20 protein-coding genes are annotated in these 23,203 nt (G+C 43.6%); 13 read left to right on the top strand and 7 right to left on the bottom strand.

Features of this window, described 5'->3' with window-relative positions; translation table 11 throughout:
• The first annotated feature begins 6 nt into the window (after window positions 1–6).
• Genes ABNE31_RS16790 through ABNE31_RS16780 form a run of 3 tightly spaced genes read left to right on the top strand, consistent with a single transcriptional unit; the run spans window position 7 to window position 2,876 of the window.
• On the top strand, window positions 7–558 hold the full coding sequence (locus tag ABNE31_RS16790) for a hypothetical protein (RefSeq protein WP_293289782.1): 552 nt from the start codon (window positions 7–9) through the stop codon (window positions 556–558).
• Window positions 555–2,015, top strand: a complete 1,461-nt coding sequence (locus tag ABNE31_RS16785) for a DUF5723 family protein (protein ID WP_293289784.1) — start codon at window positions 555–557, stop codon at window positions 2,013–2,015. Before ABNE31_RS16790 ends, ABNE31_RS16785 begins: the two co-directional genes overlap by 4 nt.
• Window positions 2,016–2,027: 12 nt before the next feature.
• Entirely contained in the window at window positions 2,028–2,876 is an 849-nt protein-coding gene (locus ABNE31_RS16780; RefSeq protein WP_293289786.1) for a hypothetical protein, read from the top strand.
• Here the strand turns inward: ABNE31_RS16780 and ABNE31_RS16775 are convergent.
• A complete protein-coding gene (locus tag ABNE31_RS16775; RefSeq protein ID WP_179384489.1) occupies window positions 2,873–4,150 on the bottom strand; it encodes a replication-associated recombination protein A in 1,278 nt (425 codons plus the stop codon). The genes ABNE31_RS16780 and ABNE31_RS16775 overlap by 4 nt on opposite strands.
• A 120-nt stretch (window positions 4,151–4,270) precedes the next feature.
• On the opposite strand from ABNE31_RS16775, the gene ABNE31_RS16770 reads away from it, so the two are divergent.
• A complete protein-coding gene (locus ABNE31_RS16770) occupies window positions 4,271–4,993 on the top strand; it encodes a rhomboid family intramembrane serine protease (protein WP_293289789.1) in 723 nt (240 codons plus the stop codon).
• Between the two features lie 150 nt (window positions 4,994–5,143).
• Here ABNE31_RS16770 and ABNE31_RS16765 read toward each other — a convergent pair whose 3' ends face one another.
• The 6 genes from ABNE31_RS16765 to ABNE31_RS16740 all read right to left on the bottom strand — a co-directional run bounded on the left by ABNE31_RS16765 (window position 5,144) and on the right by ABNE31_RS16740 (window position 16,474).
• Window positions 5,144–8,491, bottom strand: coding sequence for a VCBS repeat-containing protein (locus ABNE31_RS16765; protein WP_293289791.1), 3,348 nt, complete (start codon window positions 8,489–8,491; stop codon window positions 5,144–5,146).
• A 282-nt stretch (window positions 8,492–8,773) separates the two neighbouring features.
• Window positions 8,774–9,520: a 23S rRNA (guanosine(2251)-2'-O)-methyltransferase RlmB gene (rlmB, locus tag ABNE31_RS16760; protein WP_293289793.1), complete on the bottom strand. Its 747-nt coding sequence runs from the start codon at window positions 9,518–9,520 to the stop codon at window positions 8,774–8,776.
• A gap of 56 nt (window positions 9,521–9,576) precedes the next feature.
• Window positions 9,577–10,320 (bottom strand): hypothetical protein, encoded by a 744-nt coding sequence (locus tag ABNE31_RS16755; protein ID WP_293289795.1) that lies wholly within the window; start codon window positions 10,318–10,320, stop codon window positions 9,577–9,579.
• A gap of 225 nt (window positions 10,321–10,545) precedes the next feature.
• A complete protein-coding gene (locus ABNE31_RS16750) occupies window positions 10,546–11,517 on the bottom strand; it encodes a hypothetical protein (RefSeq protein WP_293289797.1) in 972 nt (323 codons plus the stop codon).
• 19 nt (window positions 11,518–11,536) lie between these two features.
• Entirely contained in the window at window positions 11,537–13,207 is a 1,671-nt protein-coding gene (locus ABNE31_RS16745; protein ID WP_293289799.1) for a SusD/RagB family nutrient-binding outer membrane lipoprotein, read from the bottom strand.
• A gap of 75 nt (window positions 13,208–13,282) precedes the next feature.
• Window positions 13,283–16,474: a SusC/RagA family TonB-linked outer membrane protein gene (locus tag ABNE31_RS16740; protein WP_349351895.1), complete on the bottom strand. Its 3,192-nt coding sequence runs from the start codon at window positions 16,472–16,474 to the stop codon at window positions 13,283–13,285.
• A 558-nt stretch (window positions 16,475–17,032) separates the two neighbouring features.
• Between ABNE31_RS16740 and rpsL the strand changes: the two genes are divergently transcribed.
• The 9 genes from rpsL (at window position 17,033) to rpsS (ending at window position 23,199) form a co-directional block, all read left to right on the top strand.
• Window positions 17,033–17,407, top strand: a complete 375-nt coding sequence (gene rpsL / locus ABNE31_RS16735) for a 30S ribosomal protein S12 (RefSeq protein ID WP_014032016.1) — start codon at window positions 17,033–17,035, stop codon at window positions 17,405–17,407.
• 19 nt (window positions 17,408–17,426) lie between these two features.
• Window positions 17,427–17,903 carry a 30S ribosomal protein S7 gene (gene rpsG / locus ABNE31_RS16730; RefSeq protein ID WP_293289881.1) on the top strand — a complete coding sequence of 159 codons (477 nt, stop codon included), beginning with the start codon at window positions 17,427–17,429 and terminating at the stop codon, window positions 17,901–17,903.
• Between the two features lie 8 nt (window positions 17,904–17,911).
• The gene (gene fusA, locus ABNE31_RS16725) at window positions 17,912–20,038 is read left to right on the top strand and encodes an elongation factor G (RefSeq protein WP_293289879.1); all 2,127 of its coding nucleotides are present in this window, start codon (window positions 17,912–17,914) and stop codon (window positions 20,036–20,038) included.
• Between the two features lie 12 nt (window positions 20,039–20,050).
• On the top strand, window positions 20,051–20,356 hold the full coding sequence (gene rpsJ, locus ABNE31_RS16720; RefSeq protein WP_108246808.1) for a 30S ribosomal protein S10: 306 nt from the start codon (window positions 20,051–20,053) through the stop codon (window positions 20,354–20,356).
• A 168-nt stretch (window positions 20,357–20,524) separates the two neighbouring features.
• Window positions 20,525–21,148, top strand: a complete 624-nt coding sequence (rplC, locus tag ABNE31_RS16715) for a 50S ribosomal protein L3 (protein ID WP_179384480.1) — start codon at window positions 20,525–20,527, stop codon at window positions 21,146–21,148.
• The gene (gene rplD / locus ABNE31_RS16710) at window positions 21,148–21,777 is read left to right on the top strand and encodes a 50S ribosomal protein L4 (RefSeq protein WP_293282804.1); all 630 of its coding nucleotides are present in this window, start codon (window positions 21,148–21,150) and stop codon (window positions 21,775–21,777) included. Before rplC ends, rplD begins: the two co-directional genes overlap by 1 nt.
• 7 nt (window positions 21,778–21,784) lie before the next feature.
• A complete protein-coding gene (gene rplW / locus ABNE31_RS16705) occupies window positions 21,785–22,075 on the top strand; it encodes a 50S ribosomal protein L23 (RefSeq protein ID WP_179384478.1) in 291 nt (96 codons plus the stop codon).
• A 9-nt stretch (window positions 22,076–22,084) separates the two neighbouring features.
• Window positions 22,085–22,909, top strand: coding sequence for a 50S ribosomal protein L2 (gene rplB, locus ABNE31_RS16700; RefSeq protein ID WP_127140088.1), 825 nt, complete (start codon window positions 22,085–22,087; stop codon window positions 22,907–22,909).
• A gap of 11 nt (window positions 22,910–22,920) precedes the next feature.
• The gene (gene rpsS, locus ABNE31_RS16695) at window positions 22,921–23,199 is read left to right on the top strand and encodes a 30S ribosomal protein S19 (protein WP_127140087.1); all 279 of its coding nucleotides are present in this window, start codon (window positions 22,921–22,923) and stop codon (window positions 23,197–23,199) included.
• The last annotated feature ends 4 nt before the right edge of the window (window positions 23,200–23,203 follow it).

Here is a 23,203-nt window from a genome sequence, read left to right as displayed (position 1 = left end):
TCAGCTATGAAAAGATTGCTCTATGGCGTAGTTCTGCTCGCGGGTTTCCTTTGCGTACCAACTTCTTGTACCGAGGAACAGGACTTCAGTCAAATCGATGATTTGTCCATTACCCCTGTCTTGGCATCAGGACTCTTTTATCTGGAATCCGATGAGGCCACCATTAATTCGGGAAGTTCCGGAGGCCCTTTTTATACGCGGGAAGTCACTTTTGAAGCTTTCAGCCAAGACTACGTGGCAGAGCGTTTACTGGAGGGAACCATCACTTATGAGATGGAAAATACCACCAGCAAGCCCGTTCGGGTATTGATCGAGTTTTTGAATGCAGGCGGAACTGTTTTGGATATGGAAGTACTCGATATATCGGCAGAACCTTCAGGTTTGGTTACAAGGGATGTGTTCTATGGACCAGGGGGGAAGAGTTTGGATATTCTCGTCAACACAGAGCGCTTACGAATTTCTGCGCTTAATTTGGGTGACACCTCCAGTACTTCCCCAGTGGATGACCCCAAAATCATATTAAGATCAGGGGCCGAATTTTTATTTGAGTTAAAATGAGAATAGTGTCCCGAATACTTTTTTTTGTACTGCTGTGCAACCTCATGGCTACAGCTCAGAACAAGCAACTACTCTACGATTTTAACGAAATTCCGCAGTCCTTGATGGTAAATCCCGGGGTGAAGACATCCCAAAAATGGCATGCGGGCCTTCCTGTGTTGTCAGGTCTAGCTTTTCAAGCAGCCACAAGCGGCGTTACCGTCAACGATTTATTCGCCAACGATGGGGTAGACTTTACCACCAAGGTCAGGGAACGCCTCTTGGATGTGATGAGCGACAGGGACGATTTTAGTTCCACCAGTCAAATAGAGGGCATTACCGTAGGTTTTAGGGGGCGCAATAGACCGGATACCTACTATTCCTTTGGAATGTACGGGGAAATGGACATCATTTCCTATTGGCCCAAGGATTTGGCCATCTTGGCGTTCGAGGGCAACGGAGGGAACAATATTGGACGAAGTTTTGATCTTGGAGATTTGAATCTTAGGGGAGAAATGGTCAATGTGTTCCATTTTGGTATCAACAAAAAAATAGACAACAGCCTCACGATAGGAGGAAGGGCCAAAATCTATTCCAGTATCTTCCAGTTTCAATCCATTCGTAACTCCGGTTCCTTTGTTACCAGACCTGGACAGAACAATGTTTACGAAAGTGCTATCAGTGCCGACATGCAGTTGCAAACAGCCGGTATAAGAGGTTTTTATGATATTGCAGAAGAAGATACCGGAACCACACAACGGGATGTAACCAGTCTGTTTACCGAAAGGGTGCTTTTTGGTGGCAATTTGGGGTTGGGACTCGATTTTGGCTTCAGTTACAATCTGAATCCACAGACCACCATTACCGGAAGTATCTTGGATGTCGGATTTATTAGCAACACCAAGGATGTTTGGAACTATACCCTGAGCGGCAACACGACTACCGAGGGAATCACTGTCTTTCTTCCAGAAGATATCGACGATGTGAACAATGATCTTTGGCAAGAACTTCTGGACGAGATCGAGGAGGCCTTGCCTTATGGAGAGAATGATTCGGGCTATATCTCTTGGAGACCCGTAAAGGTTTATGGGTCAGTCCGCTACGATTTTGGCGAGGGCGGACGTAGTTCGGTATTCGACAATTGCGGATGTGGCGTTAATGTTGGGGGCGGAAGCAATAGAGATTATTACAGGAATAGCGTAGGCGGACAGTTGTTTATGATCAAACGGCCCAAGGGGATACAAGCCGCCCTAACTGGGTTTTATCAACGGCGATTTGGCAGGGTACTTTCTTTGAAAACTACCTACACCATCGATAAATATACCTTTACCAACCTTGGTTTGGGTGCCAATCTACAGCTAGGTCCTGTCAACTTTTATGTCTTGGCGGACAATCTATTGAGCTATTCCAATATTGCCGATAGCCACTATGCTTCTTTACAGTTCGGATTTAATATTATATCTTGGAACAATAATTGAGTATAGTTCTGTATGAAATCGAAAGTCACATACATTTTATGGTTAGCCTTGATGTTCGGAGGTGCGGTAAATGCACAGCTGAATGATTACAAATACATTATTGTTCCCAAAAAATTTGAGGAGTTCAGGTCCGAAAATCAATATCAGACCAGCACCCTGATCAAGTATTATTTTGAGGAAAATGGTTTTAACGCCATCTATGATGATGAAATGCCTGCGGATTTGGCTGCGGATAAGTGCTTGGGCCTAACAGCGGATTTGATTGATGAATCCACCATGTTCTCCACAAAACTGTCCATAGCACTTGTGGATTGTAAAAACCAAGAAGTGTTCCGATCGATGGAAGCAAAAAACCGTATAAAGGAGTACAAGGAGGCGTACCGGGATGCCATCCAGAATACCTTTGTCTCATTTACAGGATTGAACTATGCCTATGAGCCCAAAGAAGAAGTTGAGGAGCCCGCAACCATAGTGGTAAGTTTTCGGGATGATGTAAAATCGGTGAAAGAGGAATCCACGGAACACGTATTGGAACAAAAGGCAACTACTGAAGAGCAGGTGTACAAGAGCATCGAACCAAAACCTACCGACATCGTCAGGGAAACAAGCCCCAGTATAGCCGAAGAACATGTTGATCTTCCAGAAGGCATGCTATATGCACAGCCCATAGCAAATGGATATCAGCTGGTGGACAGTACGCCCAAAGTGGTGCTCCGACTGGAATCCACTTCAATGGACAACGTGTTCATCACAACCTATCAGGGTAACAATGCCGTAGTTTTTGAAAAGGACGGGAAGTGGTTGATGGAGTATTCCGAAAATGGGCAAAAGGTCCAGAAAGAACTGCAGATCAAATTTTAAAGATCGTACTTGTCCTTCCACCTCTTTTTTAGGAAATCCCGCATGGCATTTTCCCTTGGATTATTACCTGGCCTGTAAAACGTAGTACCCGAAATCTCATCGGGCAGAAACTCGAAGTCCACAAAATTATTTTCATGGTTGTGCGCATAATCGTAGCCTTTGCCATAACCCAAGTCCTTCATTAATTTGGTCGGGGCATTTCGGATCGCCATGGGCACTGAAAGATCGCCGGTCTGTCGAACGGTCTGTTGTGCCTCGTTGATGGCCATGTAACTGGCATTGCTCTTTGGGGAACTTGCCAAATAGGTCGCACACTGGCTCAGAATAATCCGCGCTTCGGGAAAACCGATGGTGGTAACGGACTGGAACGTGGTGTTGGCCAATACCAAGGCCGTAGGGTTGGCGTTCCCAATGTCTTCCGAAGCCAAAATGATCATCCTTCTGGCAATGAATTTCACATCCTCGCCACCCTCTATCATTCTGGCCAACCAATATACCGCCGCATTGGGGTCACTGCCCCGGATACTTTTGATAAAGGCTGAGATGATATCATAATGCTGTTCGCCGGTTTTATCGTAGAGCACCGTGTTCTTTTGAACTTTGCTCAACACCAGATCATTGGTGATACTGATCTTGGCTCCACTTTCTGAATTGATCAAAAGCTCGAAAATATTGAGCAATTTTCGGCCATCTCCGCCCGAAAGTCGCAATAGGGCTTCTGTTTCCTTGAGTTCAATCTGTTTTTTGGAAAGTTGGACATCTGTTTGGATAGCCCGCTCCAAAAGGGCCACCAGATCCTCTTTCCCAAACGGATTCAGGGTGTACACCTGACATCTCGACAAAAGTGCCGGGATGACTTCAAAACTTGGGTTCTCCGTAGTGGCACCAATAAGGGTTACCCATCCCTTTTCCACGGCGCCCAGCAAAGAATCTTGTTGGGATTTGCTGAACCGATGGATTTCATCAATAAAAAGAATGGGATTTTTTGAGGTGAACAGGCCGCCACTCTGCTTTGCTTTCTCGATGACCTCGCGTACATCCTTTACTCCGCTGCTAATAGCGCTCAAAGTGTAAAATGGACGTTGGCTCTCGGAGGCAATAATGTTGGCCAAGGTGGTTTTGCCCGTTCCCGGTGGCCCCCAAAAAATAAGTGAGGGGATAATACCGTTCTTGATTTGGTTGGTAAGCGCACCTTCCTTGCCCACTAGATGTTGTTGACTGATGTAGTCCTCCAAGGTTTTGGGACGTATGCGTTCTGCCAAAGGTTCGTTCATACCTCAAAAATAGTATAAATTTGATGGTATCATGTGCTTGTTTTATAAAGGATTTTACGGCGGTACCTGACAAATTGTAACAGTGTAAGGATATGGCCGGATGTTTGATTTAGGGTGGTTATGGATTCAGATTCATTTAAATTTTCCAATGCGGTAGTGCTGGCGCCACTGGTGGCCATTCTCTCTATTTGGGCCGTGTTCTGGGCCGAGGTCCAAATGGGCATCAACCTGAACGATTATGGGATTTATCCCAGGAGACTGTCTGGTCTTAGAGGGGTATTTTTTAGTCCGTTTATCCACAGCTCTATCGAACATCTGTATAACAATACCATTCCGTTGGCGGTATTGACCGCTTTTCTGTTTTATTTTTATCAGAGCGCGGCCCTAAGGGTGCTTTTATTCGGTACCTTGCTCTCAGGTTTGCTCACTTGGTTCATTGCCCGTCCATCTTACCATATCGGTGCCAGCGGGGTTATCTATCTTTTGGCCAGTTTTATTTTTTTTAAGGGCATTTTGGCCAAAAATTATAGGCTCGTGGCATTGTCCTTAGTAGTTGTCTTTATTTACGGGAGTATGATCTGGTATATTTTTCCGGTAAAAGATGGCATTTCGTGGGAAGGACATTTGTCGGGATTTGTGACTGGGCTCGTGTTTGCCTTGGTGACCAAGGTCAGGGTTCCTGAAGTGCGCAAATATGCTTGGGAACACGATGATTATAATGAAGCCGACGACCCTTTTCTACAACATTTTGACGAGCACGGTAATTTTATTGAAACCAAACCCGAAGAGACCGAACAAAACATTGAAATCAAATACCATTACAAGGCTTCGGATGAGGATTAATCGCACATTCGAAATTAAAATATTAGGGAGAATGATGGACTTTTGTAACCTTCTTCGAGACGTTGGTTGTTGTTGAATCCTTCATGAGGACTCTTTATACTCGTGCAGTATTACCTAGATTATTATTTGTCGATTTAATTGCGATACTTTTTATTTATCGTACCAAGAGGTTTTATGTACGGCAAGTGGACCATTGTTGGTGGTGTTTACGAGAATTGTCTCATCGTTTGTATTGGTGATCAACTCGATGCTCTTAACGTTTCCTTCCATAAAAAGCCCTGAATTCTGATGAGGTACGCTGATGTAGCCATCGGTACCGTTTGAAAGTAAGATTACACCCGATAGGGCGTCCAATCGTGGCGTTTCCACCTCTGTTTCGTAAATGTTTCCTACGGCGACGATATCCTCGTAACCATCGTTATTTAGGTCTGCCACTGCACAATTCAAAATAGGAATGGTTTGACCTGAAATGGGGAGCCGTTGTTTTTCAAAAACAAGATTGCCTTTGTTGATTAACACTATGGATTGGAGCTCGGTTGCACTGCTTTCATACGAAGAGCTTAATTTTTCACCATAAATATCCACCAGGCTGGCATTGGCAAATTCGGAATATGTTTCAAATTTTTCTTTGATAAACGGCATTTGCTGGGAAGAACATTCTCTTCCACGAACAGGTACGTAGGTTCCCTTATATTTTTTGCTCAGCACTATGTCGGTGGTTCCATTTTCATCAAAATCTGTAGCATACACCTTGAACGGTTTTTCTTTGGATGCTTTAAACTTGATGTTGAGGCCAACATTTCCTACTACATAATCCGGAAGGTTATCGTTGTTGACATCGGTTTCTGTTACGGAGAACCACCATCCTTTTTCACTGAGCATTGCATCTTCTTCTGCCATATTTGAAAAGGTGCCTTGTTGGTTAACGAAAACACCGATGCCGGTCCATTCACCCACTGCTATGAAATCGGGCCACCCATCGTTATTTACATCTGTGGTCTGAATATCATTGACTATACCAAAGTCTTGGAATTCAGGTGCCACCTCTTGGGTGACATCCACCAATTCACCATCTCTATTTTCAAATAGCACTGAAGCTTGTGGTATAGGATATTGTTTGGGAACCACTCGGTTTCCAACTAGAATATCGTTGTCTCCATCTTTGTCGAAGTCGATAATGCTCACGGACTTTCCATTCTTAGGAAATGCAGAGAGTGATTCGCTTTGCAGTTTAGAGAATTGCCCCTGTCCGTCGTTTATGTAGATTCTATCCGTGTGATACGAAGAATACTCGGCGAATTCATTTCCGCCACTTACCACAAAAAGATCTAAATCGGTGTCACCATCAAAATCAAAAAAGATGGACTCCATATCCTCATGGTGTGCATCCTTTTGAAGTGCGGGTGAGTTTATATTGACAAATCCCTTGCTTGACTGAATATAAAGTTGTCCAGGCTGTCCTGCAGCGCCTCCTACATGGATGTCCTCCAGCCCATCTCCGTTAATGTCACCTTTGGTGATAAAGGGACCCTGATTGGATTGTTTGTAAGGGAGTAGTACTTCGGTTTCAAAATCGTCGTATACATTCTCATTATGGGTAAAGTTCAGCCCCAATGCTTCGGTATCAAGTTCAATAAAGTAGGTCTCGTTCTCTTGTTTGGTTGAAACAGGAAGGGTGGCGTCCCTTTCATTAAAAGTAATGGTAGAGTTTGCTGGGACATTGAATTTTTGTTGCATTTTTCCCGATTTCCAATACACGGTTACGGTATCTACAGAAGTATTGTTGGCCAGTCCAAAAAATGCTTTAGGTTCTTGGGCAGAACGGTAGCCGCGAACTCGTTTTACTTCTACCATTTGTGAGTCGCTGCCACTGCTTACCGTTACCTTGGCAAATTCTTCGGAGGAATTTCCATTGGTGATTACTTTTAAGTAATTCCCAAGTCCACTCTCTATGGATAGGTTTTGATAAACAAATGCGGTTTCATCCATATTATTGACAATGATATCTAGGTCACCATCATTGTCCAAATCCCCGGAAGCAGCACCATTACTAAATGAAAAATCTCCTAACCCCCAAGCGGTTGCTACATTATCGTAAACCAGTTTTGATTTCCGCTTGTAAAGTATGTTGGGTAATTTTTCAGAAGGCATTGATTCATAAAGCTGTTGCTTTACTTCCAACGGAACATTTCGTCCATATCGTTGTTTTGCTTCAAAAACCTTTCTTTGTAAATCGTTGTCAAGTGCATACCTACGATATCCATTGGTCACATGTATTTCTTTGTGTCCGTCGAGGTCAAAATCATTCATTAATACGGACCAACTCCAATCTGTATTGGCAACTCCGGAAAGTTGGGAAATATTACTGAATTTAGTGTCTCCCATGTTTTTTTGAAGGGAGTTGTACATATACTGATAATGATAGCCAGCCTTGTTGACCAAGAATTCAAATCTTTTGGTATTCATGGAGGCCATTAATGTTTTGGACCGGACATGATCGTTAGCGGCCATGTCTAGCACAAAAATATCTTGAAGTCCATCGTTGTCCAGATCGGCTATATCCATACCCATACCATAAAATGATATTTGATTGGTAGCTTCCTTGATTTGATCGGTGAAGGTTCCGTCGTGATTATTGATATAAAGTGCATCTGGTAGATAGTAGTCACTTGCCATATAGATGTCCATCCAGCCATCTTCGTTAATGTCGGCAACGGCAAGGCCTAATCCAAATATGGGTTTTGCAAGTCCTGCAGATTTGGTAATGTCGGTAAAAGTACCGTCATCATTTCGGTACAAATGGGAGGAATTAAAATAGGCAGTTTCCTCATCGGAGTTAACATATTGGTTGAAGCTAATGGGGTCCATGCCATAGAGTTCATTCTCATTCATTACCAAGCAATCCAGGTCACCGTCTTTATCCATATCAAAAAAGACAGATTGGGTACTGATGCCCATGTCGGCAAGTCCGTATTGCTCGGCTTTTTCCTCAAAGGTTCCATCTTGATTGTTAATAAACAACAAATTTTTTCGCTTGTCCCGTGTGTTGGGTCCTCCTTGTGAGATATAGATGTCCATCCAACCATCGTTATTGATATCGGCAAAAGTGACACCGTTGGACCATATTTTGCCATTGTTAATTTGGGCCGTGTCCGAAACATCCTCAAATGTGAGGTCACCTTTGTTAAAATAGAGTGAATTGTTTACTTGATTTCCGCAGAAAAAGACGTCCAAAAAGCCATCGTTGTTAAGGTCCTCCATACCAACTCCTGCCCCGTTGTAAAAATAATCGTAATCGAATAGGTTGTTAAGGCTGCCAACGTCGTGGGTTATGGTGTTGGCAAAGGTAATATGGCTATTTCTGGGTTCAACTTTTCTAAATACTGGACTATTCTTTTCTACAGAATTACTCGAGCGGGACGCACTACTGTTTTTCTCTTGATTATCACAACTTATTATAAATAGACTCAAAAGAATGGGTATTATCCGTCTCAACATAATTAACATAATTTTATGTTAAATAAACGTAAAATTTACTTTAAAGCCAAAAAAGCTATGCTAAGATTTTAGAAAGATGTTAGATACGTATAAATATTGATTTTTCTTCAGGACTTGATAATCTACCATTAGAGTTATTAAAAAAATGGTAAAGGAGGATTTGTAACATTTTTATAATGAATCGGATTCATTGAAGCCTTACTTGGCTTAAAAATCTAAAGAACCTAGAAATATACTTGTAAAAAGGTCAAGTGATAGGATTGAATTAATTGAGGTCGAGTTCTATGAACGTCTTTGTCGAACCACTTCGTAAAGAAACACACCACAGGCCACAGACACGTTCAAGGAGCCTATTTTGCCCATGAGGGGGAGTTTTGCTTGGTGGTCGATGATCTGTAGGGTAGAAGGGGAGATGCCTTTGTCTTCTGAGCCCATAATAATGGCTGTAGGTTGGTTAAAGTCCACACCGTAAATATGGTCCGCTGCCTTTTCCGTGGCGCCGGTTACCACAATGCCCGAGGACTGTAAATAGAAAACGGCATCCTTTAAATGGTCCACTTTGGCAATGGGTACGTTAAAGGCAGCTCCAGCCGAAGTTTTGACGGTATCGTCCGTTATCGGCGCGGCTCCGTTTTTAGGGATAATGATGCCATGCACGCCACAACACTCGGCGGTTCGGATAATGGCACCAAAATTACGTACATCGGAAACTTGATCCAACAGCAGAAAGAAAGGTAACTTTTCTTTGGAAAGCACTTGTTCCACCAACGCCTCGAAATCGTAAAACTGTACTGGCGATATTTGCGCCACCACTCCTTGGTGATTATGATTACGGGTAAGGCGGTTCAACTTTTCTACAGGTACATAAGATAGGCTCAAACCATTTTTTCGTACTGTGGATTCGAGCTCCTTGAAGAGTTCGCCCTTTAAACCTTTTTGTACAAAGATTTTATTGATGGATTGGTTGGCCTCTATCGCTTCCAACACGGCACGAATGCCATAAATTGTTTCTGTTCTTTCCAATTGCATAAAAATAAAAAACCCACTGACCAAAGGTAGCGGGTTTTTCGTTATTTGGGTGTTTGTTACGAATTTAAAACTTCGATTATCTTGGTCAAATCCTCAATGGAGCGGACTTTGATTTTGTTTTCTTTCAAATAAGCCTTGATTTTTTCCTTGTCTTCACCATCAAGGACCTTTAAAATCTTTCTGTTGGAAGTTTCTATTTCATCTATTCTGTTGCCTCCTTCTTTTTCGATATAGTATTCGGTGAACTGTGAAAATTTATTTGGCGTAGCCATTACAAAGGAATTCGCCGCTGGAGCTCCTTCCGTATATTTCACTTTGGTTCTTTCGTACAAGTTGTACTTTTCACCATCGATGAGCTCCAACAAATAGCCGTTCATCGTATTTTTATTCTTGTCGATGAATGTTTTGAAGCTAAGTTTTTTACCATCTTCCAAGACGGCCAAGGATTTGTCCCTGCTCAAACTGCCAACTCCGGTATCAGTAATGGAAGACTTTATCTCAATTTCACCGTTGTAAGCATTGTAGCGATAGTAAAATTGGCCAACTTCCTTGCCCTTGTCAAATAACGTGGTGGGTTGAAATGTATCCGAGGTATAAGGAGAACCTTGGAAATCATCCACGTTCAATTTGGTATTCTTTTCGTCCATCATAGAACCAGTAATGTACCCTATGGCAGCCGTACTGGCTCCTCCAGGACCTCCTTTTCCAGCAACCACGGGGGATTGACCGGCAAATTGCGCTACAGCTAAAGAGCTGGTTATCAATGATATTGAAAGTGTTAGTGCCTTAATTGATTTCATGCGTATATTTTTTGTTTGTCTTGTCAAAATAAGGAAAACGAAGCAAAACTATGTTAAGTAGATTATAAATTTTGTGCTATACCCAAGGTATGTTTACCAGAATAACATCTGGCTAAAAAATGAACAAAAAGTTAGTTTTATTTTAAAAATAAACCCCTATGCACAGCATAGGGGTTTGTAAACTTATTATTCTTTCCAAAATATTTTTTGAAAATGAATTTAATGTTAAATCTTGGTCAAAGTGGCAGTCATTACAGCTGGTCCACCGCCACATGCGCTACCTTCATTTTCAATAAAGACTACTGTAAAGCTAGAATCATCCGCGATGTCATAGGTGCCACTGTCAACATCATCACCAATTGGTCCCAATGTAATGTTGACACCTGAACAGGATAGACCTGTTCCTTGTCCAGCCAAAGCTATGGTTTCTCCACAAATCATCTCAAAAGTGAATGACTCTGGGCCATTGCCTATAGCCAAACCTTCCAAGTAGGTAGCCTCAAAGACCCTTTGAGTACTTGTTGACCCTACTGATAGAGTTACTACCTGGTCATTCCATACAGGAGTTCCACCAATAGGACTATCAGGTGTTACAGTCAGATTGTATTCGCCTACGAAAAGGTCTGCTGCAACGGGACAGATAACAGTTGGAGTATACAGGAAGGGTGAACTAAAGAACGAACCTGTTAACGTACCTGTATTGTCTGCAAACGAATATCTTCTGCCATCTGAAAGCACAAGTTCAAATCTTACGGTGAACTGATCGCCACCAGTAATGTCTGCATCGGTTCTATTTACGAATGCTAGCATATCAGATAACGCAATGGAATAGCTGAATCTGGGCAAACCAAAGGGTCCGTTGGTAAATTCCGAAGAGGCTACCGTTCCATACAAAGCTTCATCTACATCCGTTCCTGGGCCAATTGATTCTGTGTTGTCCCTGAATCCGACATAAACTTCCACTTGGTCAACTAACGCACCATTTTCCTGATCTTGTATTTCAAGTTCTACAGAAAAACCAGCGGAAGCGTCTCCGATAGGAAGTTCATTTGAAATTAGGTTTGCTGTTCTCAGTACAGCACCTCTTTCTGTTCCTGCGACCACTTGGTCGACGGGCTGATCACTATCCTCGCAAGATGTTGCCAATAATCCGGCTCCTGCGAATAGTATAGTTATATATTTAAACCAATTTTTCATATTGTCTGTTTTAATTTTTTTAGTTAGCAGGTGGGAATGTTGGACTTGCTGGGTTCGTATCCCAGAAAACCTGCTGTGTCAGCGTTTGTTTCTGTGTCAGCGAAGGGTTGGTCACCACCTCGTTCTGAGGATAAAGGAAGCTTCTTGGGAAAGCTCCCGGGTCCAACTCCCAGTTAGGTAGAACGGTAGTGGGGTAGCCTGTTTTCCTGTAATAGTTATAGGCCTCCGTAGCTCCACCGTACAAAGTAACAAAGTACTGCTCGGCAAAGATGTTCTCCTTGTCATCACCAGTTGCTGCATTGAAATCGGCAACAATACCATCGATATAGGCATCCACTTCAGCTTCGGTCGGTGCAACGGAAAGGTCCGCATTGGCATCCAAAGACCCGAAGGACTGTACCTTGGCAATGGATTTTTCCAGACCACTTCTTAAGAACTGGGCCCTAGTGGCATCGTTCGCTGCCATATCAGCTCTCCAGAAATCAACGTAAGAGGAAAGGATGATGGGCTCTATACCGGCACCGGCACCTCCTCTTCCAAGACCAACAGTGCCGAAGCTACTGTCATCAAACCTACCAGCGGCTGGATAAACACCAACGGCAGTCCTAAAGAAGTTGTCCGGAGGAGTACCCTCATCGTTACCATGTGATCTTCCCCAGTATCCATTTGGAACACTACAATAGGTGAAACCACCATCTTGGTAGTGCTGAGGCGGAACTGCCAAAGAACAAGCCAAGGTCTCTTCGTTGGCGGGAGCATCAGCACCCGGTGTGGCATCGGTCTGTCTATAGAAATAATAACGGATCCGTGGGTCGTCATTGTTCAACATGAGCTCCATCAACCAGTTGGACTGATAGATGTTCGCACCGGATGGCGTGTAATCCGCAGCATAGTCAGGGTGACGTGTGTCCGGTTGCAATTCACTGCTCCCATATTGGAACTCAAAATCGTCATCTGCGGAGGAGATGAAATTGCCGCCTGCGATTACCGTGTTGAAGTTGGCCGTGTCGCCAGTGGTCACATAAGCTTTTAATCTTAGAGTATTTACCAATTTCAACCACTTGGAAGTATCACCTCCGTAAAAGAAATCGGTCGCACCCAAGGTCAATGGACCTCCTGACAAGAGACCTTGTGCCTCGTTCAATAGTGAAAGCGCTTCTGCATACACAGTAGCACCGTCATCCAAGGTCGGTGCAGGGAACTCATCCGGATTTGAAGCTTGGCTAAGCGCAGTTTCACCGAGATAATCTACCAACAACATCAACATGTGTGCCTGTAGCGTTTTTGATACTCCTAAATGAAAAGAGTAATCGGTATCACTTTCCGCATCGATAGCCTCTAGGGTATTGATGTTGGTAAACATGCCCACTTGTACACCGGTACCAGGATCATTAGTCCCACTACTGTAGGTTCTGGACCACACCGCGTTAAAGGTGTCCCCGGGATAGTTGTTGAAATAATCCCTACCGAACATATAGTCGATACGGGTCAGTTCCGCTCCCAAATCGCTCATTACATCCATATTGGAGGCATAGGCCAACTGTATGGAGTTCAACAAGAGGTTGGGATCTGCCTGATCGGCAGCCAGATCGTTTGGACTTACTCTTAAGTCCAGATCGGTCGTCTCGCAGGCGGTGAATGTGAGGCCCGCGAACAAAACCATTGAAATATGTTTTAAATAATTTTTCATAATGCTATATCATTAACAATTTTTATTAGAACGATGCCCTTACACTGAATCCATACCTACGTTGCGATGGTCCGTTCATGAAGTCAAAACCACGACCGTTTCCGATACCGATACCGGCAACGTTGGGATCAAGTTCGCTCCGTCAGGAGTGTTGTAGGCATCATACCATAAATTGAATCCCTGTGCTGTTAGTGTCAACGCGCCAAAAGGTGTTTTGTCCAAGAACTTCTTAGGGAAGGAGTAGGACAATGACACTTCCTGCAAACGGATTACGGATGCATCATAGATCTTTAATTCAGCAGGACCAAACAACAGGTTACTGAAGTAATACGTAGAGTTGTTGATCTGCAGGTTGTTAGGTTCTCCTGTCGACTGGCTTACACCTGGCAATACGTAGGTGTTCTCCCTGTTCTGGGTCTCCGTAATCAAACCACGGCCCAATAGGGTGGCGATGGTGCTCGACATGATGTCCCCACCTTTCACGTGCTGGATCTGGAAACCGAGGCTCCAGTTCTTGTAGGAAAGGTTGTTGAAGAAGTTCATGGTGTAATCGGGAATAGCATCCCCGATAATCGGCACATTGCCATCGTTGTCCTGCTCTGTAATCACGTAGTTACCTCCGTTGTTGACCAAGAAGTTGCCATTCTCGTCACGAGCTACTGCAGTACCCACAATGGTACCCAAGGACTCTCCTTCAATGGCAGCGTTTGCACCTACGAACAGTGCGGTACTACCAGCGTAAAAGATGATATCCTCTTCCTGCTCCTCAACGACTTCCTCGTTGGCAAAGAAGTTCACCCTTGTATTCCAGTTGAAGCCATCCTGACCACCTCTAAAGATATCTATGCCCAAATCGGCCTCGATACCTTTGTTACTGATCTGTCCAATGTTGGACTGGGTCAAGGTAAATCCTGTGGATGGTGGAAGCGGTTGGCTAACGATCAAATCATCCGTCCTTCTGTCATAGTAAGTGAAATCAAAAGAAACTCTGTTCTGCCAGAAACGTGATTCCAAACCTACCTCGAACTCTTTCAAAAGCTCTGGTTTTAGGTCAGGGTTCGCCCTAAAGTTGTCCACTTGGTTGTTGGTGATCTCGCCGCCTTCGCCATACACTTGTGTGTTCTGCTCTACCACGCTCACTGTTGGGTAGCCTGTTGGGAAGTTCGCGGAAGTCGCGTAACCCGCTCTCAACTTCAAGTAGTTCAGACCGTTTTCGGACTGTAGTCCACTAAACGCAGCAGTTGGCAAGAAGGATACACTCACACCTGGATAGGTCAAGCTTCTGTTTTCGGTTGCCAAGTTGGATACCCAGTCAGTCCTAGTGTTCAAGTTCAAGAACAGCATGTTATCGTAATCAAATGAAACCTGACCCAAAAGTCCCACAATGTTTCTCTTTTGTGAGAACTGAATAGGCAATTGGTTTTCGTAGTTGAAATGTCTCTTGATTCCGTACACGATTTGTCCCGTACTGGCAACACCTTGCTGATCGAAGAAATCGGAACGGGCGTTGGCACCGGCGATAAAGGTCATACCGATCTTTTCGGAAAGGTCGTAGTTACCGTTAAGAGCCACATAGTGGTCCCAAATCGTATTGTTGTTGTCGTACGTGTTCAAGAATCCGAATATCGCTTGGGTAAATTCAACCCCACCTCGGTTGGAGGAGTTTACGTTCCTCTCGTTGTAGTAGTCAAGACCGGTTCTCCAGGTCAACCCTAGGTTCTCGTTGATCTCGTAGTTCAATGAAGCATTGAAGTTGAACCTGTTGGTCAAGTTGTTATAGGTAACGTTCTTGGCCGTCCACCTTGGGTTGATGATATCATTACCGTTACGATAGTAGATACTGGAACCATCTTCGGGCTGCTCAAAGGGCAATCCCATAAGATCCACACTCAAAGGTGTGAACAATACGTTACCGAATACGGAAAGTCCCAAGGAACCGTTACCCCTACTCGCAGCGATCGGTGGCGTTTTTACGTCACTTCTTGCATAGTTGGCGGTAGCCTGAACACTAAACTTGTTGGAAAGCTTGGACTGTCCCCCAACGGAGAAATTGAAACGATTTAGGGAGTTGCCAGGTGTAAACCCTTCTTCGTCCAAATAACCGATGTTGGCATTGAACGTTGTATTGCCATCCTCTGAAGCTCCTGCAATGTTCACGGAAGTGTTCAAAGTTCTACCTGGAGCCATAAACTCTTCCACAGAGTTATATGGTCTCCAATCATACCTTTGATTAGCGAATTGCTGCGCCAAGGCACTTGTACCTGTATTGGGTCCATCAGGGTTCAAGAAAGCTGAAGACGCGTAAGGGTGCAACAATGTACCCTGGTCATCGATGGCCGCTTGGTTGCCCCAACCGGAAACGCCATCACGCTCGAAACTAGGTCCCCAGTTACTGAAGAACCATCCGAAGGATTGGTCAAAACCGTTACCAAATTTTTGTTGGTAATCAGGTAATGACGCAAATTCGTTGGTAAACATGGATTGGCTTACGGTAATTTCGGTCTTCTTTGGACCTACTTGACCGGCACCTGCCTTGGTAGTGATCAAGATCACACCGTTTCGTCCCAACGTACCATACAATGTGGTAGCAGCAAGACCTTTCAACACTTCCACATTGGCGATGTTGTTAGGGTCGAGATCCAAGAAACGGGAAGGAGCGGGGTTACCGTCCAAAAAGTTTCCAGGAGAGTTGGTGTCGTTACTAAAAGGTACACCGTCAACAATGAAGAGCGCTTGGTTACTTCCACTAAAGGAACTAAAACCCCTAATGGTAACGTTGGTACCAGAACCGGATGTACCACCTCCAGAGGTAATCTGTACACCTGCGGCCTTACCGTTAAGAACCCTGGCAACATCACCCTCGGAGCGGTTCTCTATCTGGTCGGCACCTACGGAGGTCACCGAATAACCCAGTGCCTTTTTCTCCCGTTTGATACCTTGGGCAGTAACAACCACCTCTTCTAGGGCTTGGGTGTCTTCCACCATTTGGACATTGATTACGTTCCCGGAACCTACAGGTCTCGAGGCAGGTCTCTGCCCGATATAGGTAAAGAGTAACGTCTGTCCTTCCCTTGCGCTGATGGCATAGTTACCATCAAAATCAGTTTGGGTACCAGTGCTGGTCCCTTCAACGACAATGTTGACCCCAGGAAGCGGCAGCCCATCGGCGTCCGTAACCGTACCTGTAATCGTCTTGTCTTGTGCATAGGATATATGCACAACAAACGCCAATAATAGCGTTAACAATCCATTAAGTTTTGTTCTCATTGTTAAATTATTTGAATTAGCTAGTTGCTAAAATCATAATTTCATGTTAATAATCCAAACTAATTTTATAAAATCTTTAAGAAGCCACCCTTAAATGAAATAACCGCAAAAACTGTAATATTCATTAACAACTATATAATTTAAAGGGGGTAGAATTGTTTTAAATGAAATTTGAACGTATAAGCCAGTCCTTTGCCAGGGGTGTTGATTTTTCTTACATTAATTTGGACGGTTTTGGATTATAATGCGTGTTGAAGGCCTTAGCTGTTAGAGTAATGTTAAGGTGTCTTATTGTTCGATGAAACCCTGTTGAGATCATACCTTAATATATATACTTGAAAATTTGAGCTTAGATGAAGAATTGGTCGTAACGACAATCAATGTGCGAGGCAGTTTTTCACTTTTAAATACTCCGTCCAATTGACCTTGGTTCCATGGGTTGCCAAGTTTTTTTACGGGATGTTGAAATTTAATGGCTACGGATTTGAATTATTGGGAAATATCACTACATTTGCAGCCCTCAAAATGAGGGTTATTTAGTTTTTTAAAAGAAATTTAATGCCAACAATTTCACAATTAGTACGAAAAGGAAGGGCCACAATTACCAAGAAGAGTAAATCGGCTGCTTTGGATTCGTGTCCTCAACGAAGAGGGGTTTGTACGCGTGTTTACACTACTACGCCAAAGAAACCGAACTCTGCAATGCGTAAAGTTGCAAGGGTAAGGTTGACCAATGGTAAAGAGGTGAACGCATATATCCCTGGTGAAGGTCACAACCTCCAAGAGCACTCGATAGTATTGGTTAGAGGCGGAAGAGTAAAGGATTTGCCTGGTGTGCGATATCATATCGTTCGCGGTGCATTGGATACCGCAGGTGTTGCGGGAAGAACGCAACGACGATCTAAGTATGGTGCAAAGCGTCCTAAAAATTAATCATTTTTAAGAAGAAGCGATGAGAAAAAAGCAGGCAAAAAAGAGACCTTTATTACCAGACCCAAAATTTAACGATCAACTTGTGACACGTTTTGTGAACATGATGATGTGGGACGGTAAAAAATCTATTGCGTTCAAGATTTTCTACGATGCAATTGATATCGTAGACGAAAAAAATACTGACGAAGAAAAATCCGGATTGGAGCTTTGGAAAGATGCACTTTCCAATGTAATGCCACACGTAGAGGTGCGAAGTAGAAGAGTGGGTGGTGCTACCTTCCAAATCCCGATGCAAATTCGTCCGGATAGAAAAATTTCTACTGCCATGAAGTGGTTGATCAGTTACTCCAGAAAGCGTAACGAAAAATCCATGGCGCAGAAATTGGCAGCTGAAATTTTGGCGGCCGCCAAAGAAGAAGGTGCAGCTGTGAAGAAAAGAGTGGATACACACAAAATGGCCGAGGCCAATAAAGCATTCTCACACTTTAGATTCTAAACAATACAATGGGAAGAGATTTAAAATATACAAGGAATATAGGTATTGCAGCTCACATTGATGCTGGAAAGACTACTACTACTGAGCGTATTCTTTTCTATACAGGTGTGAGTCATAAGATCGGGGAGGTGCACGATGGTGCAGCGACCATGGACTGGATGGAGCAAGAGCAAGAGCGTGGTATTACCATTACTTCTGCTGCTACCACCTGTACTTGGAAGTTCCCCATGGAGAATGCGCAGCCTTTGCCTGATACAAAAGATTATCACTTTAATATTATCGATACTCCCGGGCACGTTGACTTTACGGTTGAGGTAAACCGTTCCCTTCGTGTGTTGGACGGATTGGTGTTCTTGTTCAGTGCTGTTGACGGTGTTGAGCCACAATCCGAGACCAACTGGAGATTGGCCGATAATTATAAAGTACCACGTATCGGTTTCGTGAACAAAATGGACCGTCAAGGAGCCAACTTCTTGGCTGTTTGTAAGCAGGTTCGTGAAATGTTGGGTTCCAATGCGGTGCCAATCGTATTGCCAATTGGTGACGAAGCAGATTTTAAAGGTATTGTGGATTTGGCCAAGAACAGAGCTGTTGTTTGGCACGAGGATAACTTCGGTTCTACATTCGATGTTGTGGATATTCCAGCAGAAATGCAGGACGAGGTTAGGGAGTATAGAGCTGCTTTGATCGAGGCTGTTGCGGAATATGACGAGCAATTGATGGAGAAATTCTTCGAGGACGAAGATTCCATCACTGAAGAAGAAGTGCATGCCGCACTACGTGCTGCTGTAATGGACAGGGCCATCATCCCTATGGTTTGTGGTTCTTCCTTTAAAAATAAAGGAGTTCAGTTCTTGTTGGACGCTGTATGTAGATACCTTCCTTCTCCATTGGATAAGGATGATATCATCGGTGTGAACCCTGATACTGAAAAAGAAGAAAGAAGAAAACCAGATCCTAAAGAACCATTTTCCGCTTTGGCATTTAAGATTGCTACTGATCCTTTCGTAGGGCGTTTGGCATTCTTTAGAGCTTACTCAGGTCGTTTGGACGCTGGTTCCTACATTTTGAACAACCGTTCAGGTAACAAAGAGCGTATTTCACGTATCTATCAAATGCACTCCAATAAGCAAAATGCCATCGATTTTATCGAAGCTGGAGATATTGGTGCTGCTGTTGGATTTAAGGATATCAAGACTGGGGATACCCTATCGGACGAAAAGCATCCAATTGTTTTGGAAAGTATGCAGTTCCCCGATCCAGTAATCGGTATTGCGGTTGAGCCAAAAACAAAGGCTGATGTTGATAAGTTAGGTATGGCTTTGGCTAAATTGGCCGAAGAAGATCCGACTTTCCAAGTAAAAACAGATGAAGCTTCCGGTCAGACAATCATTTCCGGTATGGGTGAGTTGCACTTGGATATTATCTGTGATCGTTTGAAACGTGAGTTCAAGGTAGAGGTAAACCAAGGTCAACCTCAGGTAGAGTACAAAGAAGCTATTACGGCTTCTGCTGACCACAGGGAGACTTACAAGAAACAAACAGGTGGTAGAGGTAAATTTGCGGACATCGTATTCACCTTGGAGCCTGCTGAAGAAGGTAAGACTGGTCTTGAATTTGTGAACGAAATCAAAGGTGGTAACATTCCTAAGGAATTTGTTCCATCTGTAGAAAAAGGATTCAAGGAGGCTATGAAAAATGGTCCTTTGGCCGGCTTCGAAATGGATGCCATGAAAGTTACCCTTAAAGATGGTTCCTTCCACGCGGTGGATTCCGACCAACTTTCGTTTGAGCTTGCAGCCAAGCTTGGTTACAAAGCAGCTGCCAAGAAAGCAAAAGCGGTAATTTTGGAGCCTATCATGAAGTTGGAAGTGCTTACCCCTGAAGAAAACATGGGTGACATTGTTGGTGACTTGAACCGAAGAAGAGGTCAGGTAAACAGTATGTCCGACAGGGCAGGGGCTAAAGTTGTTAAAGCTGAAGTACCACTTTCTGAAATGTTTGGATACGTAACCTCCTTGAGGACATTGTCTTCAGGTAGAGCTACATCAACCATGGAGTTTTCGCACTATGCAGAAACACCTACCAACATTGCAGAGGAAGTAATCAAATCAGCTAAAGGAGTAACCGCTTAATTTTTCAGCAAGATGAGTCAAAAAATTAGAATAAAATTGAAATCTTACGATCACAATTTGGTGGACAAATCTGCTGAAAAGATCGTAAAAACAGTAAAGACTACGGGTGCTGTGGTAACTGGACCGATTCCGTTGCCAACCCGAAAGAAGATATTTACGGTTTTGCGTTCACCCCACGTGAACAAAAAGGCTAGGGAGCAGTTCCAATTGAGCTCTTACAAGAGGTTGTTGGACATTTACAGCTCTTCATCAAAAACCATCGACGCCCTTATGAAGCTTGAGCTTCCCAGTGGTGTGGAGGTTGAGATCAAAGTCTGATAATACCTTTTCCACTATAGGTGGGAATCACATGTCCCGAACGACGGTTCGGGAAAAACGGAGAAAGAAAAGAATCTGGGTCAGAGCAGAATTGTTTTCTTGACCCAATTTTTTTGCCAAGAAATTGGCTAGAGTTATAAAAAGTAAATAATTGTTAATTAATTAAATATGTCTGGGTTAATAGGTAAGAAAATCGGTATGACCAGCATTTTCGACGAGAATGGAAAGAACGTTCCATGTACCGTATTGGAAGCTGGGCCATGCGTGGTTACCCAAGTCAGAACCGAAGAGGTAGACGGGTACAAAGCCCTTCAACTAGGTTTCGATGACAAGGCAGAAAAACGTGCTAACAAGGCCGAAACAGGCCACTACAAAAAAGCAGGTACTTCTCCTAAAAAGAAAGTCGTTGAGTTCCAAGGGTTTGAAGGTGAATACAAATTAGGGGATACCGTAGGTGTTGATTTGTTTGTAGAAGGAGAGTTTGTTGATGTAGTTGGTACATCAAAAGGTAAAGGATTCCAGGGTGTTGTAAAACGTCATGGTTTCGGTGGAGTTGGACAAGCAACCCACGGTCAGCACAACAGATTGAGGGCCCCTGGTTCCATCGGTGCGGCTTCTTACCCATCCAAAGTAGTTAAAGGTCTTCGTATGGCCGGAAGAATGGGTGGTGAAAGAGTGACAGTTCAAAACTTGAAAGTATTGAAAGTGGTTCCTGAGAAAAATCTTTTGGTAGTAAAAGGATGTGTTCCAGGTCACAAGAATGCTTACGTAACAATTCAAAGGTGGCAATAATGAAGGTAGCAGTTTTAGATATCACAGGAAAAGAAACAGGTAGGAAAGTAGAGCTTTCTGACGATGTTTTTGCGATAGAGCCTAATGAGCACGCTATCTATTTGGATGTAAAGCAATACTTGGCCCACCAAAGGCAAGGAACGCACAAGGCCAAAGAAAGAGCGGAGATCGCTGGTAGTACCAGAAAAATCAAAAAACAAAAAGGTACAGGTACCGCAAGGGCCGGTAGTATCAAATCCCCTGTATTTAGAGGGGGAGGTAGAATTTTTGGTCCAAGACCAAAGGACTACACCCAAAAGTTGAACAAGAACATGAAGCGATTGGCCAGAAAATCGGCCTTGAGCTTGAAGTCCAAAGAGCAATCTTTGGTGGTTGTGGAAGACTTCAATTTTGAAGCGCCAAAAACCAAGGACTTCGTTAAATTCTTGTCTTCCTTGGGAATAGAAAATAAAAAGTCTCTTATTGTGTTGGGCGGTACAAATAATAACGTATATTTGTCGTCGCGCAATTTGGACCGCTCCGAAGTCGTAACTGGTTCAGAATTAAACACTTACAAAATTGTTAATGCAACAAGTTTGGTGTTGACCGAAAGCGCTTTGGAAGGAATTGAATCGAACCTAAAGAAATAGAACAATCATGAGTGTGTTGATAAAACCGATAATTACGGAAAAAATGACCGCTGACAGCGAGCTTTTCAATCGCTATGGTTTCTATGTAAACCCTAGTGCCAACAAGCTTGAAATCAAAGAAGCGGTAGAGGCTACTTATGGTGTTTCTGTGGAAAAGGTAAGAACCATGAACTATGGGCCAAACCGTAAGAGTCGTTATACAAAAACCGGTATTCAGCATGGTAAAACGAATGCTTTGAAAAAAGCGATCGTTGATGTAGCTGAAGGTGATATTATTGATTTTTACAGTAATCTATAAAGACGAGAAATGTCAGTTAGAAAATTAAAACCGATAACCCCTGGTCAGCGTTTTAGAGTAGTAAACGGATTTGACGCGATTACTACTGATAAGCCGGAGAAAAGCTTGCTTGCTCCGATAAAAAAGACGGGTGGTAGGAACAGTCAAGGAAAAATGACCATGCGCCATAAGGGTGGTGGTCACAAAAGAAGATATCGAATCATCGATTTCAAAAGGGACAAGCAAGGTGTAGAGGCCACTGTGGTTTCCATTCAGTATGATCCCAACAGAACTGCATTTATCGCCTTGGTAGAGTACAAGGATGGTGAAAAAAGATATGTGGTTGCCCAAAACGGATTGCAGGTAGGCCAGACCATTCAGTCTGGAACTGGATCTGCTCCTGAAATTGGAAATGCGCTTCCGTTGAGCGAAATTCCTTTGGGTACCATTGTGTCCTGTATCGAATTGAGACCGGGTCAAGGAGCTATCATGGCTCGTAGTGCCGGTACTTTTGCCCAGTTGATGGCGAAAGACGGAAAGTTTGTGACCATGAAATTGCCTTCTGGTGAATCCAGAATGGTGTTGGCTACATGCTTGGCGACCATTGGTGCGGTATCCAACTCAGACCATCAATTGCTTGTTAGCGGTAAAGCTGGTAGAAGCAGATGGTTGGGTAGAAGACCAAGAACCAGACCAGTAGCAATGAACCCTGTTGATCACCCAATGGGAGGTGGTGAAGGTAGAGCTTCCGGAGGTCACCCAAGATCTAGAAACGGTATTCCTGCAAAAGGATTCAGAACCCGTTCTAGAACCAAGGACACCAATAAGTATATCGTAGAACGTAGAAAGAAATAAAAGAAAAGTAAATGGCACGTTCGTTAAAAAAAGGACCATACGTTCATTATAGCTTGGAGAAAAAAGTCCAGGCCAATATAGAATCAGGTAAGAAATCAGTTATCAAAACGTGGTCTAGAGCCTCTATGATAACGCCAGACTTTGTTGGGCAGACCATCGCGGTGCATAACGGTAGACAATTTGTCCCTGTTTTTGTTACTGAAAACATGGTGGGTCACAAACTTGGGGAATTTTCACCTACAAGATCTTTCAGGGGTCATGCAGGAGCTAAAAACAAAGGTAAAAAGTAAGTAA

It is taken from the genome of Flagellimonas sp. MMG031, from assembly GCF_040112705.1.
Classification (GTDB): domain Bacteria; phylum Bacteroidota; class Bacteroidia; order Flavobacteriales; family Flavobacteriaceae; genus Flagellimonas.
This window is presented reverse-complemented; position numbering and strand designations above follow the sequence as displayed.

Bases quoted from the DNA above. Each gene is read 5' to 3' on its own strand.
- ABNE31_RS16790 (WP_293289782.1), top strand. From the start codon at position 7: ATGAAAAGATTGCTCTATGGCGTAGTTCTGCTCGCGGGTTTCCTTTGC.
- ABNE31_RS16785 (WP_293289784.1), top strand. From the start codon at position 555: ATGAGAATAGTGTCCCGAATACTTTTTTTTGTACTGCTGTGCAACCTC.
- ABNE31_RS16780 (WP_293289786.1), top strand. From the start codon at position 2,028: ATGAAATCGAAAGTCACATACATTTTATGGTTAGCCTTGATGTTCGGA.
- ABNE31_RS16775 (WP_179384489.1), bottom strand. From the start codon at position 4,150: ATGAACGAACCTTTGGCAGAACGCATACGTCCCAAAACCTTGGAGGAC.
- ABNE31_RS16770 (WP_293289789.1), top strand. From the start codon at position 4,271: ATGGATTCAGATTCATTTAAATTTTCCAATGCGGTAGTGCTGGCGCCA.
- ABNE31_RS16765 (WP_293289791.1), bottom strand. From the start codon at position 8,491: ATGTTGAGACGGATAATACCCATTCTTTTGAGTCTATTTATAATAAGT.
- rlmB (WP_293289793.1), bottom strand. From the start codon at position 9,520: ATGCAATTGGAAAGAACAGAAACAATTTATGGCATTCGTGCCGTGTTG.
- ABNE31_RS16755 (WP_293289795.1), bottom strand. From the start codon at position 10,320: ATGAAATCAATTAAGGCACTAACACTTTCAATATCATTGATAACCAGC.
- ABNE31_RS16750 (WP_293289797.1), bottom strand. From the start codon at position 11,517: ATGAAAAATTGGTTTAAATATATAACTATACTATTCGCAGGAGCCGGA.
- ABNE31_RS16745 (WP_293289799.1), bottom strand. From the start codon at position 13,207: ATGAAAAATTATTTAAAACATATTTCAATGGTTTTGTTCGCGGGCCTC.
- ABNE31_RS16740 (WP_349351895.1), bottom strand. From the start codon at position 16,474: ATGAGAACAAAACTTAATGGATTGTTAACGCTATTATTGGCGTTTGTT.
- rpsL (WP_014032016.1), top strand. From the start codon at position 17,033: ATGCCAACAATTTCACAATTAGTACGAAAAGGAAGGGCCACAATTACC.
- rpsG (WP_293289881.1), top strand. From the start codon at position 17,427: ATGAGAAAAAAGCAGGCAAAAAAGAGACCTTTATTACCAGACCCAAAA.
- fusA (WP_293289879.1), top strand. From the start codon at position 17,912: ATGGGAAGAGATTTAAAATATACAAGGAATATAGGTATTGCAGCTCAC.
- rpsJ (WP_108246808.1), top strand. From the start codon at position 20,051: ATGAGTCAAAAAATTAGAATAAAATTGAAATCTTACGATCACAATTTG.
- rplC (WP_179384480.1), top strand. From the start codon at position 20,525: ATGTCTGGGTTAATAGGTAAGAAAATCGGTATGACCAGCATTTTCGAC.
- rplD (WP_293282804.1), top strand. From the start codon at position 21,148: ATGAAGGTAGCAGTTTTAGATATCACAGGAAAAGAAACAGGTAGGAAA.
- rplW (WP_179384478.1), top strand. From the start codon at position 21,785: ATGAGTGTGTTGATAAAACCGATAATTACGGAAAAAATGACCGCTGAC.
- rplB (WP_127140088.1), top strand. From the start codon at position 22,085: ATGTCAGTTAGAAAATTAAAACCGATAACCCCTGGTCAGCGTTTTAGA.
- rpsS (WP_127140087.1), top strand. From the start codon at position 22,921: ATGGCACGTTCGTTAAAAAAAGGACCATACGTTCATTATAGCTTGGAG.